A 12,432-nucleotide genomic window follows, 5' to 3' on the forward strand; every position below is an offset into this window, starting at 1 on the left:
GCTGGGCACATGCGCATTGTGGTTCTGGCAGGCGGCATCGGTGGTGCCCGGTTCCTTCGCGGTCTCAAGCTGGCCGCCCCGGACGCGGACATCACGGTCATCGGCAACACCGGGGACGACATCCACCTCTTCGGTCTGAAGGTCTGTCCCGACCTCGACACGGTGATGTACACGCTGGGCGGCGGCATCAACGAGGAGCAGGGCTGGGGTCGTACGGACGAGTCCTTCACGGTGAAGGAGGAGCTCGCGGCGTACGGGGTCGGGCCCGAGTGGTTCGGGCTCGGCGACCGGGACTTCGCGACCCACATCGTCCGTACGCAGATGCTGGCGGCGGGCTTCCCGCTCAGCGCCGTGACCGAGGCGCTGTGCGAGCGCTGGAAGCCGGGCGTGCGGCTCCTTCCCATGTCCGACGACCGCGTGGAGACGCATGTCGCCGTCGACGTGGACGGCGAGCGCAAGGCCGTGCACTTCCAGGAGTACTGGGTGAAGCTGCGGGCCTCCGTGGACGCGCAGGCCGTGGTGCCCGTCGGCGCCGAGCAGGCCAAGCCCGCGCCGGGCGTGCTCGAGGCCATCGCGGAGGCCGACGTGATCCTCTTCCCGCCGTCGAACCCCGTGGTCAGCGTCGGGACCATCCTCGCCGTGCCCGGGATCCGGGAGGCCATCGCCGAGGCGGGTGTGCCCGTGGTCGGGCTCTCGCCGATCGTGGGCGACGCTCCGGTGCGCGGCATGGCCGACAAGGTGCTCGCCGCCGTGGGCGTCGAGTCCAGCGCCGCCGCCGTCGCCGAGCACTACGGTTCGGGGCTGCTCGACGGGTGGCTCGTCGACACGGTGGACGCCGGGGTCGTGGAGCGCGTCGAGAGCGCCGGGATCCGCTGCCGGGCCGTGCCGCTGATGATGACGGACCCCGAAGTGGGCACCGCCGCCGCCGACATGGCGCGTGCGGCGCTCCAGCTCGCCGAGGAGGTGCGGGCCGCGTGACGTCCTCGGACGCTCCGTCCTTTCGCGCGTGGGCCGTCGCCGGGATCCCCGAGGTCCGCGAGGGCGACGACCTCGCCAAGCTGATCGTCGCCGCCGAGCCGGGTCTGGCCGACGGGGACGTCCTCCTCGTCACCTCGAAGATCGTCAGCAAGGCCGAGGGCCGGATCGTCCGTGCGGACGACCGGGAGGCCGCGATCGACGCCGAGACCGTACGGGTCGTGGCGCGGCGCGGGACGCTGCGCATCGTCGAGAACAAGCTGGGCCTGGTCATGGCCGCGGCCGGGGTCGACGCGTCCAACACCCCCGCCGGGACCGTGCTGTTGCTGCCGGAGGACCCCGACGCCTCGGCGGCGGCGATCCGGGACGGCGTACGGGACGCGCTGGGCGTCGAGGTCGGCGTCGTCGTGACCGACACCTTCGGCCGGCCCTGGCGCAACGGACTGACGGATGTGGCCATCGGCGCCGCCGGTGTGCGGGTCCTCGACGATCTGCGCGGCGGCGTGGACGCGTACGGCAATCCGCTGAGCGCGACCGTCGTGGCGACCGCCGACGAGCTGGCCGCCGCCGGGGATCTCGTGAAGGGCAAGTCCGGGGGGCTGCCGGTTGCCGTCGTTCGGGGGCTCGGCGAGGCCGTGGTCGTGCGACAGGACGGCTCCGCGCGGGAGTTGGTGCGCAGCGCGCGGGACGACATGTTCCGGCTCGGGACGTCGGAGGCGGTGCGGGAGGCCGTGACGCAGCGGCGTACCGTGCGGGCCTTCACCGACGAGCCGGTCGATCCCGGGGCCGTGCGCCGCGCGGTCGCCGCCGCCGTCACCGCGCCCGCCCCCCATCACACGACGCCGTGGCGGTTCGTGCTGCTCGAGTCGGAGGAGTCGCGCGTACGGCTGCTCGACGCGATGCGGGACGCGTGGGTCGCGGATCTGCGGCGGGACGGGAAGAGCGAGGAGTCGATCGCGAAGCGGGTGCGGCGCGGGGACGTGCTGCGCAACGCGCCGTATCTGGTCGTGCCCTGTCTGGTGATGGACGGGTCGCACACGTACGGGGATCCGCGGCGGGACGCCGCCGAGCGGGAGATGTTCGTCGTCGCCACCGGGGCCGGGGTGCAGAACTTCCTGGTCGCGCTGGCCGGTGAGCGGCTCGGGTCCGCGTGGGTGTCGTCGACCATGTTCTGCCGCGATGTCGTCCGGGACGTGCTGGAGCTGCCGGAGACCTGGGATCCGATGGGGGCCGTCGCCGTGGGGCATGCGGCGGCGGAGCCTGGGGTGCGGCCGGAGCGGGTTGTGGAGGACTTCGTCGAGGTTCGGTGACGGGGGCTGATGCCGGGGGGTCTTCCGCCGGTGGGCCTTCCGCCGGTGGGTTCTCTGTCGGGGGTCTCTGTGGGGAGTCTTTGCCGGTGGGCCTTCTGCCGGTCGGGACTCTGCCGGTGGGCCTTCTGCCGGTGAGTTCTGCCGGTCGGGACTCTGCCGGTGGGCCTACCGCCGGTGAGTTCTCCGCCGGTGGGCCTACCGCCGGTGAGTTCTCTGCCGGTCGGGACTCTGCCGGTCGGCCTACCGCCGGTGGGCCTACCGCCGGTGAGTTCTCTGCCGGTCGGGACTCTGCCGGTCGGCCTACCGCCGGTGGGCCTTCTGCCGGTGAGTTCTCTGCCGGTCGGGACTCTGCCGGTGAGTTCTCTGTCGGTGGGTTTCACCAGTTCGCGATGTCGACCCTGCGCATTTTCGGCTGCCTGCGCTGCGGTGAGACGCCGCTGAGGAGGATCAGGCGGGCCGCGCGGTGGCGCTGGCCCGCGTACGGGGCGAGGAGCTCCAGCATGTCGTCGTCGGTCGCGTCGCGGTTGCCCGCGAGGGCGTAGCCGACGATGCCCGGCAGGTGCAGGTCGCCCGTGGTGACCTCGTCGGCCGCGCCGTGCGTGCGCTGCACCGTCTCGGCGGAGGTCCAGGGGCCGATGCCGGGGACGAGTTCGAGGCGGGTGCGGGCGGCCGCCGGGGCCATGTCCGCCGCCTCCTCCAGGCGGCGGGCCACCTTGACCGCGCGCAGGATCGTGGACGCGCGCTTGTTGTCGACGCCTGCCCGGTGCCATTCCCAGGACGGGATCAGGGACCAGGTGCGCGGGTCGGGCATGACGCGCATCCGCAGCTCCTGGCCGGCCGGGCCCGGGGCCGGTTCACCGTACGCGTGCAGGAGCCGACGCCAGGCGCGGTACGCCTCGTCCGTCGTGATCTTCTGCTCCAGGATCGACGGGATCAGCGACTCCAGGACCAGGCCCGTGCGGGTCAGCCGCAGGCCGGGGCGGCGGCGGGCGGTCTGGGCGACGAGGCGGTGGCGGGGTTCGAACGGGGTCGCGTCGTCCGTCTCGCCCAGCAGGTGCGGCAGACGGGCCAGGAACCAGTCGGCCCCCGGGCCCCAGGCCTGCGCGCGGACCGTGTCGCCGTGCTCGGTGACGCGCAGGGTGGCCGGGCCGTCCGGGGTGCGGCTCGCCCGCCAGACGGAGCCGTCGGGGGTGGTGCGGAAGGTGGGGTCCGCGGGCCCCCTGCGCAGGGGGCCGAGGGTCAGGCCCAGGTGAAGGGGGGTTGCGGGGGTGTGCGTGTACGTCCGCGTGTGCGTCGTGGTGGGCGTGGCCTGGGGAGGTACCGCTGCCGCGGGCGTGCGGACATCGCCGCCGCGCACCGTGGTGCGGGTGGGGGGTGTCTGCGTACGCGGGACGTATCGGCGGCCTGCCACGGGGTCCTTCGGGGGGTGGGGCGGGTAGAGCGGGTGGGGCGGGTGTGTGGTTCGAGGGTAGGGGTTCCTTCCCCTCGGCCGCCCCTTCCCGGCCCGGAATCACTGGTCCGACGAGAAGCGGACCGAGCCCGCGGGGAGCGTCGCCTCGCACCAGACGCGGACGCCGGTCTGGAGTTCGTTGTCGGCGCCCACGTGCGCGCCGTCGCCGATCACCGCGCCGTTGAGGATCGTCCTGGCGCCGATGTGGGCGTCCTTGCCGATCAGGGAGTCCGTGATGACCGCGCCGGGTTCGATCACGGCGCCGGACAGGATCGTGGAGCCCGCGATCCTGGCGCCCTCGCCGACGCGCGCGTTGTCGCCGACGACCGTGCCGCCGGTGAGTTTCGCGTCGGGCGCGACCGTCGCCGTCGGCAGGACCAGGCGGTCGCCGCAGCGGCCGGGCACCGCGGGGGACGGTGCGCGGCCCAGGACCAGGTCGGCCGAGCCGCGGACGAACGCCTGCGGGGTGCCGAGGTCCAGCCAGTACGTCGAGTCGACCATGCCCTGGAGGTGGGCGCCGGAGGCGAGGAGGTCCGGGAACGTCTCGCGCTCGACCGAGACCGGGCGGCCCGTGGGGATCGTGTCGATGACCGAGCGGCGGAAGACGTACGCCCCCGCGTTGATCTGGTCCGTGACGATCTCTTCGGGCGTCTGCGGCTTCTCCAGGAAGGCCTGGACGCGGCCGGTCGCGTCCGTGGGGACCAGGCCGTACGCCCTCGGGTCCTCGACGCGGGACAGGTGCAGGGAGACGTCCGCGCCGGTCGTCTCGTGCTCGTGGACGAGCGCCTTGATGTCGAGGCCCGTCAGGATGTCGCCGTTGAAGATCAGGACCGGGTCGTCGGGGCCGGAGTGGAGGCGCTCGGCGACGTTGCGGATCGCGCCGCCGGTGCCGAGGGGTTCGGCCTCGGTGACGTACTCGAGGTGGAGGCCGAGGCGGGAGCCGTCGCCGAAGTACGGCTCGAAGACCTCCGCCAGGTACGACGTGGCGAGGACGATGTGGTCGACCCCGGCCGCCTTGGCGCGGGCCAGTTGGTGCGTGAGGAACGGCACGCCCGCCGCCGGCACCATCGGCTTCGGTGTGTTCACCGTGAGCGGGCGCAGTCTGGTGCCCTTGCCGCCGACCAGGAGGATCGCTTCTGTCACCTGTCGTCTCTGCTTCCTGCTGGGGCCGGCCGAACTTTCTTTCGGCCGGCCAGTGTATGCAGACCGTGCGAGGCGCCCGGGCCGGCCGGTCTCAGCGGCCCTGGAGGCGGGCGGAGCTGGTACGGGCCTTGCCGAGCTTGTTGTAGAGACGGCGTCCCGGGCATTCGGTTGCGAACCCGTCCCGGTGGCCGGAGATTACATGCAGTCGCACATTCTTTCCCTTGCGGTAGAGATTGCCACCGCCCGACTTGAGATATGTCGTACCGCGCGGATTTGCCCCGTACAGACCGAGCTTCCAGGCGGTGAGCTTCGCGATGGCGTTGAGCGCGGCCTTGGGCGGGTTGGAGCGGCCGAACGTGCCCAGGACCGCGATGCCCATGCTGTTGGTGTTGAAGCCGAGGGTGTGCGCGCCCATGACCGGCCTGGCGACCCCGCCCGCGCGGCCTTCGTAGATGGTGCCGCACTTGTCGACGAGGAAGTTGTAGCCCACGTCTCGCCAACCACTGCTCTTGACGTGGTAGCGGTAGATACTGCGAATGACTGAAGGCGCTTGTGAGCAGCGGTAGTTGTTGCCCGATGCGCTGTGGTGGACGAAGGCCGCCTTGACCGTCTTCGTGTAGACGAAGTCGCGCTCGCGGAGCTTCTCGTTCGCGCCCCAGCCCTTGCGCGTGACGATGCGCGGGCGCGCCCCTACGTAGGGGCGGACCTTGGTCGCGTCGGGTTCGCCGCCGCGGGCCTCGATCAGTTCGTCCTCGGTGGACTTCTTCGTGAGGGCGGGGATGGCGGTGGCGCCCAGCGGGGCGAGTTCGGCGTTCACGGCGGAGGCGGCGGCGGATTCTGCGGTGAGCGCCGCACCACGGGGGCCGTCGGCGGGGGCGCCCTGCGAGGGTTCGTCGCCCGGGTCGACCAGTTCCAGGCGCAGGCCCTCGGGGAGTACCGCGCCTTCCCCTTGCGGGGCCGCTCGGGTGGTCTCTGCTTTGACGCGTACTTCCACGCCGTCCGAGTCGCCGACCCAGAGCGGGGCGGTGGAGCCGCGGACGTGGCCCGAGGTGCGCTCGGGGGTGTCCGGGTCGGGGGCGTCGTCGTTGTGGGACTCCACGTCCTGCCAGGCGGACCAGGTGGTGGTGCCCGTGGTGCGGGTGCGGACCTGTACGTGGCCGTCGAGTTCGACGTTCGGGTCGTCCCAGACGACGCCTACCAGGGAGAACGGGCGCACGTCGCGCTGCGGCAGGCCCTGTTCCTGGGGCGCGCCCGCGGCTCGGGTGGCGGTGAGGTTGGTGAGGGGGAGCGACTGGGTGCTGCCCGGGAGCACGTCCTGCGCCACGGTCGGGGCGGCGTGCGACGTTGTGGGGAGGGTGAGCGGGAGGGCCAGGGCGGCCGCGCAGGTGACGCCGATCGAGGAAGCAAGGAATCCACGCATGCCCACGATCGTGGGCATATGGGGTCCTGTCCGGCCATCGGAGTGGGTCATACGGGTGCCCGCCGGAAGTCGTGGGCGTGTGTTGGGGGGTGACGGGGTGTCGGGGGTCGGGGGCCGTCGTTCGCCGTCGGTCGGTGGGCGGGGCGGGGACGTGTCGGGGTACCTCCTCGGCCGGATTGGTGTCCTCGTCTCCGGACGACCAATGTCGGTTCGGGCGAGCTGAGTGCCTGCGGTGTCCTGCGGGGCACCCCGACACGTCCCCTCCCGTTGACTTGCGACCGCGGGTGCGTGGTGGGTTTCCCCGGAGACATACGCTGGGGGCGTGAATGCCGCGCCCCGTACCCCCGCCGCTCTGCTGAACGCCGCTCTCGCCGCTGATCCGGGGCGGCCTCTCGTGACCTTCTACGACGACTCCACCGGGGAGCGTGTGGAGCTGTCCGTTGCCACGTTCTCCAACTGGGTGGCCAAGACCGCGAATCTGCTCCAGGGGGATCTGGGCGCCGAACCCGGTGACCGGCTCGCCCTGTTGCTGCCCGCCCATTGGCAGAGTGCTGTGTGGCTGCTCGCCTGTTCGGCGGTCGGGGTTGTTGCCGATGTGGGTGGGGATGCTGGCGCTGCCGATGTGGTGGTCAGTGGGCCTGAGTCGCTTGATGCTGCTCGGGCTTGTTCCGGGGAGCGGGTTGCTTTGGCGTTGCGGCCGCTCGGGGGGCGGTTTCCGCAGGTGCCCTCCGGGTTTGTCGATTACGCCGTGGAGGTGCCGGGGCAAGGGGATCGGTTCGCTCCGTTCGCTCCTGTCGATCCGGACACGCTCGCGCTGGTCGTCGCCGGTGCCGAGTGGACCGGGGCCGAGGTGGTGGAGAAGGCCGCCGGTGATGCCGAGGGGCTGGGGCTTGTCGGGCCGGGTTCCCGGCTGCTCTCCGGTCTTCCTTACGGGAGTTGGCGCGGGCTGAGCGCCGGGTTGTACGCGCCTCTGGCGACCGGGGGGTCTGTGGTGTTGTGTCCGCGGCTCGATCAGGTGGGCGAGGAAGCGCTCGCCAAGCGCATCGAGGCCGAGCGGGTCACCGCAACGGCCCGGTAGCCACCCGTTCGGCCCAGCTCTCCCGGCCCCCCGCCGGTGGGGAGTCCATGGTCATAGAGAGGTCCTCTTTCGTCGGAGGCCCGGATGTCTCGACCATGAGGGGGAACGTACGTGTCCGACTCCGCAGGCGTGCTCGGGCCGGGCAACGGCTCCTCGCCCACCGGCGCCGGCCGCACCCGGCGCCGTAGGAGATGGCTGCGCTACACGGCGATCGGGGCCGCTTTCCTCGTGCTCGTCGTGGGCGGGGTGGGCTGGGCCGCGTACGAGAAGCTCAACGGGAACATCCACGAGGACACGGACACCGCATCGGAGCTCGCGCGCTACGAGAAGGAGCGGCCCACCGTCCTCGTCGACGGCGCGCAGAACCTGCTGCTCATCGGGTCCGACTCGCGCGCCGGTGACAACGGCAAGTACGGCCACAACGACGGCACCCAGCGCTCGGACACCACGATCCTGCTGCACGTCGCCGCCGACCGGAAGAGCGCGACCGCCGTCTCCTTCCCCCGCGATCTGATGGTGGACGTGCCGTCCTGCCGCACCTCGGACGGGTCGCGCACCGAACCCATGTTCGCGATGTTCAACTACGCCTTCGAGGTGGGCGGTTCGGCCTGCACCATCCGCACGGTCGAGAAGATGACCGGGGTGCGGATCGACCATCATTTGGTCGTTGATTTTCAGGGGTTCAAGAGCATGGTCGATGCCGTGGGTGGGGTTGAGGTGTGTCTCGACAAGGCGATTGATGATCCTGATTCGCATCTGCGGCTGGGGGCTGGGCGGCATCTGCTGGATGGTGAGCAGGCTCTGGGGTATGTGCGGGCCCGTAAGACTCTTGGCAACGGCAGCGACACCGATCGGATGGACCGGCAGCAGCAGTTCCTCGGCGCGCTCGTCGAGAAGGTGCAGAGCAACGGCGTGCTCCTGAACCCCGCCCGGCTCTATCCCGTGCTCGACGCCGCCACGTCGTCGCTCACCACCGACCCCGGGCTCGCCAGCCTGCGCGGCCTGTACGACCTGGTGCGCGGGCTGCGCGGCATCTCCACCGACCGCTTGCAGTTCCTGACCGTGCCGCGCGAGTCGTACGTCTACAACGCCAACCGCGACCAGCTCGTGCAGCCCGCCGCCGATGAGCTCTTCACCCGGCTGCGGACCGATGCCCCCGTCGTGGTGTCCGAGAAGGCTCCCGCCGCGCCGGCCACCGTCGCCGAGAGTGAGAGTGAGAGTGAGGGCGAGGAATACGGCTATGAGGACGGGGGCGACGAGTGGAGTGACGGGAAAGCGGGGGCTCCGTCGAGCGGTGGGAGCCCCTCCCCCGCGCCCACTTTCCGGGGCAACACGGCCGCCCAGGACAGCTGTGGGTAAAGAAGAAGTCATCAGAAGCTGTCAGTGGCCCCGGAGGTTCAAAGGAATGGTCCGGATTGCCCAGTTGTAGGGGAGTGGAATTTGTCACCGTCGTCGCTCGACGCTGAACTGGGCGGATAGTGTGAGCGATCCGGTGCACCCGGCCCTGTTGCGTTGGGGCGGTCGCGCACTGCACACCGACTGATCGGGCGCCCGCTTTGAGGGGGGTGGGGCGCCGCGTGGCCCCGACGGAGGACTCAAAAAACCGTGGACGCGCAAGGCCGTGGGCGGGCGGAGAATGTCGACCCCGCAGACCAGTGGGTACTGAACCCGCAGACCGGTGACTACGAACTGCGACTGAGCCCCTCCGCTGGGCAGTCGCAGGTGCCCGGTCCCCGTCGGGGTGCCTCGAGGCGACAGTCGCAGGACGTGCCGCCGCAGCGGCGCCGGCGCGAGGCGCAGGAACCGGCCTCCGGGCCCGGGCGGCGGCGCTCGAAGCCCAAGAAGAAGTCCACGGCCAAGAAGGTGCTGCTGTGGTCGACCGGTGGGCTGTCCTTCGTGGTGCTGCTCACTGCGGTCGGCGGTTATCTCTACTACGAGCACCTGAACGGCAACATCACCGTCACGAACACCCCTGAGGCGAAGAACAGCTTCAGCAAGGGCGACGCCTTCAACATCCTCATCATCGGCACCGACAAGCGGACCGGTAAGGGGAACGAGGGGTACGGCGACAAGGGCAGCGTCGGTCACGCCGACACCAACATCCTGCTGCACGTCTCCAAGGACCGTACGAACGCGACCGCGTTGAGCATTCCGCGCGACCTCATCGTGGACGTCCCGGACTGTCAGGACGCCGACGGCAACGTCATCGCCGGGACCAGTCAGGTGCGGTTCAACACCAGTCTCGGGCAGGACGGGCGTGACGCCGGCTGCACCATGAAGACGGTCAAGGCCGTCACCGGGATCACCCCCGATCACTTCATGATGGCCGACTTCAACGCCGTGAAGACGCTGACCAGCGCCGTCGGTGGGGTGGATGTGTGTGTCGCCAAGAACGTCGACGATCCTGACTCGCATCTCAAACTCTCCAAGGGCCACCACACCTTGGCGGGCGAGGAGGCCCTCGCGTTCCTGCGGACGCGGCACAGCTTCGGCAACCAGGGCGACCTGGACCGGATCAAGGTGCAGCAGCAGTTCCTCGGTTCCCTTGCCCGCAAGATGAGTTCGAGTGACACGCTCACCAGTCCGCGCAAGCTGACCGGTCTCGCCGAAGCGGCTACGAAGGCGCTCACGGTCGACCAGGGCATAGGGAGTCTGACGAAGCTCAAGGACGTGGCCCTCGAGCTCAAGAAGGTGCCGCCGAAGAACCTGTCGTTCGTCACCGTGCCCGTCATCGACAACCCGGCGGAGAAGGTGCACGCCACCGTCGTCGTGAACGAGACGGCCGCGCCGCCGGTCTTCAACGCCATCAAGAACGACGTGTCGTTGACGGAGACGAAGAAGAAGCAGAAGGCCGCGCAGGCCGCGAAGCTCAAGGGCTCCAAGTCGGCCGCCTCCGAGGTGCGCGTCGACGTGTACAACGGCAGCGAGCAGGTCGGCGCCGCGCAGGCGACCCTGACCTGGCTCCAGAACAGCGAGGGCGTCACCAAGTCCGCGCAGCTCGGCAACAAGCCGACGCAGGCGAGGACGACGCTGGAGTACTCGCCCGACCAGGCCGACCAGGCCCGGCGGCTCGCGGACATCATGGGGCTTCCCGCCTCCGCGATGAAGGAAGGCAAGAGCGAGACGAACGACCAGGGCCTTCCGGCGATCGTGCTGATCCTCGGCAAGGACTTCAAGGGTGCGGGGACACCCATCGACGGTGCCTCGGCGAAGGCGCCGACCGTCGACAAACAAACAGCGGACAAGTCTGTGTGTGCTCAGTGACCAACCTCGGCCGCCTCTCGACTGTCTAACCATGTGACAGCGGGGCGGCCGAGTCATGGCCAAGGGGCGGGGAGGGTGGGGCAGGACATGGGGCGTAGCGGTGTGCGCGGGGAGCGTTCACAGCCGGGCGGCAGCGGGGGCACGTCGGCCCGCGCCGGTGATCTGGGGTGGGACGAGACCCTGTACGAGGACGCGCCGGCCGGTGACGGCGGCGATCCGGCGGACCGGCCTGCCCGGGGACACCGGCGCAAGGGCAGTCGTCCGAGGCGGCGCAGACACCGAATACTGGGCTGGATCGCGGGTGTTCTCGCGGTCCTCGTGCTCGGCACGGCCGGCGCGGGCTATCTCTACTACCGCCATCTGAACGGCAACATCACGACGGGCAAGCTCAACCTCGGCGAGCACAAGGCCCCGAAGGCCAAGCCGAACGCGGCCGGGCAGACCCCGCTCAACATCCTGCTGATCGGCTCCGACGACCGGAACAGCAAGGAGAACCTGAAGCTCGGCGGCCACAAGGCGAGCGTGGGCGCGGCCCCGCTGGCCGACGTGCAGATGCTGCTGCACCTGTCGGCGGACCGCACCAACATGTCGGTGGTGAGCATGCCGCGCGACACCCTCAGTGTGCTGCCCAAGTGCACCGACCCGAAGAGCGGCGAGGTGTACGAGGCGACGGTCAACCGGAGGATGGTGAACGAGTCGCTGACGCGCGGCGGCGCGGGCTGCACGGTCGCCATGTGGGAGGCGATCACCGACATCCACATCGACCACTACATGATGGTCGACTTCGCCGGTGTGGTGTCGATGGCGGACGCCGTCGGCGGTGTGCCGGTCTGCGTCAAGGCCAACTTCTCCGGGCGCAGCAGCAACGGCGAGGGCACCAGCCTGAAGCTGGAGAAGGGCACGACGTACGTCAAGGGCGAGCAGGCCCTGCAATGGCTGCGCACCCGGCACGGTTTCGAGGACGGCTCCGACATCGCGCGCGCCAAGGCGCAGCACATGTACATGAGCGCGATGGTGCGCGAGCTGCGCAAGAACGCGACGTTCAGCCACCCCAACAAGCTGCGCCAGCTCGCCGAGAAGGCGACGGACGCGCTCAAGGTCGACGAGGGCCTCGACACCATCAAGAAGCTGTACGACCTGAGCAACGAGCTGAAGAAGCCCAACCCGGACCGGATCACGATGACGACCATGCCGTTCCGGTACGTGGGTGCGCGCGTGGAGGCGACGCCGCAGGCCGACACGCTGTGGCGCATGCTCCGCGAGGACGAGGCGCTGGACGGCAAGGACAAGAAGAAGAAGCCGACGGCCGAGGCGTCGGACGATCCGGCGGCGGCCGACGGCGAGATCGCGGTGCAGGTGCGCAACGGCACGCGCACGGCGACGACCGCGGCGGTGCCCGGCCGGGCTTCGGACGTGGCGCGCGTCCTCACCGGCAAGGGCTTCACGCAGGCGGTCGCCGATCAGGCGCAGTCGCTCGTCGCAGACAGGACGGTCATCAGCTACCCGTCCGACGATCTGGCGGGCGACGCGCGGGCGGTCGCCAAGTCCCTCGGGATTCCGGTGAGTTCGGTGAAGAAGTCGGCGGACGTGAAGAGCGTGACGCTGACCGTCGGCGCCGACTGGAAGACCGGCACCGCCTACCCGAAGGGCGCGGCCGAGGACGACCCGAGCAAGGCCCTGGACAAGGAGCAGACGCAGAACGGCGCCGACGACTCCACGTGCATGAAGGTGCAGCAGGGTTACACCTGGTAGCCCGCACGCGTCGTACGTGAACGAGGGCGCGGGAGGTGAA

Annotated in this window: 9 protein-coding genes; 6 read left to right on the forward strand and 3 right to left on the reverse strand. The window is 70.4% G+C overall.

Going from position 1 to position 12,432, the window contains the following annotated elements:
* Positions 1–9: 9 nt before the first annotated feature.
* Both cofD and AB0L37_RS21985 read left to right on the forward strand, forming a co-directional pair.
* A complete protein-coding gene (gene cofD / locus AB0L37_RS21980; protein ID WP_365507870.1) occupies positions 10–978 on the forward strand; it encodes a 2-phospho-L-lactate transferase in 969 nt (322 codons plus the stop codon).
* Complete coding sequence (locus AB0L37_RS21985) at positions 975–2,285, forward strand: coenzyme F420-0:L-glutamate ligase (RefSeq protein ID WP_365507873.1); 1,311 nt, start codon at positions 975–977, stop codon at positions 2,283–2,285. Before cofD ends, AB0L37_RS21985 begins: the two co-directional genes overlap by 4 nt.
* A 376-nt stretch (positions 2,286–2,661) precedes the next feature.
* Here AB0L37_RS21985 and AB0L37_RS21990 read toward each other — a convergent pair whose 3' ends face one another.
* The 3 genes from AB0L37_RS21990 to AB0L37_RS22000 all read right to left on the reverse strand — a co-directional run bounded on the left by AB0L37_RS21990 (position 2,662) and on the right by AB0L37_RS22000 (position 6,298).
* Complete coding sequence (locus AB0L37_RS21990; RefSeq protein WP_365507876.1) at positions 2,662–3,696, reverse strand: DNA-3-methyladenine glycosylase 2 family protein; 1,035 nt, start codon at positions 3,694–3,696, stop codon at positions 2,662–2,664.
* Between the two features lie 99 nt (positions 3,697–3,795).
* The gene (locus AB0L37_RS21995; RefSeq protein WP_365507879.1) at positions 3,796–4,878 is read right to left on the reverse strand and encodes an NDP-sugar synthase; all 1,083 of its coding nucleotides are present in this window, start codon (positions 4,876–4,878) and stop codon (positions 3,796–3,798) included.
* 91 nt (positions 4,879–4,969) lie between these two features.
* Positions 4,970–6,298, reverse strand: coding sequence for a peptidoglycan recognition protein (locus AB0L37_RS22000; RefSeq protein WP_365507881.1), 1,329 nt, complete (start codon positions 6,296–6,298; stop codon positions 4,970–4,972).
* Between the two features lie 322 nt (positions 6,299–6,620).
* Here AB0L37_RS22000 and AB0L37_RS22005 point away from each other — a divergent pair, with 322 nt between their 5' ends.
* The 4 genes from AB0L37_RS22005 (at position 6,621) to AB0L37_RS22020 (ending at position 12,392) form a co-directional block, all read left to right on the forward strand.
* Entirely contained in the window at positions 6,621–7,376 is a 756-nt protein-coding gene (locus AB0L37_RS22005; protein ID WP_365507883.1) for a TIGR03089 family protein, read from the forward strand.
* A gap of 111 nt (positions 7,377–7,487) precedes the next feature.
* Positions 7,488–8,735, forward strand: a complete 1,248-nt coding sequence (locus AB0L37_RS22010) for an LCP family protein (protein WP_365507886.1) — start codon at positions 7,488–7,490, stop codon at positions 8,733–8,735.
* 246 nt (positions 8,736–8,981) lie between these two features.
* Positions 8,982–10,640 (forward strand): LCP family protein, encoded by a 1,659-nt coding sequence (locus AB0L37_RS22015; protein WP_365507889.1) that lies wholly within the window; start codon positions 8,982–8,984, stop codon positions 10,638–10,640.
* An 87-nt stretch (positions 10,641–10,727) separates the two neighbouring features.
* Positions 10,728–12,392: an LCP family protein gene (locus AB0L37_RS22020; protein WP_365507891.1), complete on the forward strand. Its 1,665-nt coding sequence runs from the start codon at positions 10,728–10,730 to the stop codon at positions 12,390–12,392.
* Positions 12,393–12,432: the final 40 nt, after the last annotated feature.

The sequence above is a fragment of the Streptomyces sp. NPDC052225 genome, assembly GCF_040679615.1.
Taxonomy (GTDB): Bacteria; Actinomycetota; Actinomycetes; order Streptomycetales; family Streptomycetaceae; genus Streptomyces.

What these genes read in the sequence shown, in the direction of transcription:
- AB0L37_RS22020 (WP_365507891.1), top strand. Translation starts at nt 10,728, where the DNA reads ATGGGGCGTAGCGGTGTGCGCGGGGAGCGTTCACAGCCGGGCGGCAGC.
- cofD (WP_365507870.1), top strand. Translation starts at nt 10, where the DNA reads ATGCGCATTGTGGTTCTGGCAGGCGGCATCGGTGGTGCCCGGTTCCTT.
- AB0L37_RS22000 (WP_365507881.1), bottom strand. Translation starts at nt 6,298, where the DNA reads ATGCGTGGATTCCTTGCTTCCTCGATCGGCGTCACCTGCGCGGCCGCC.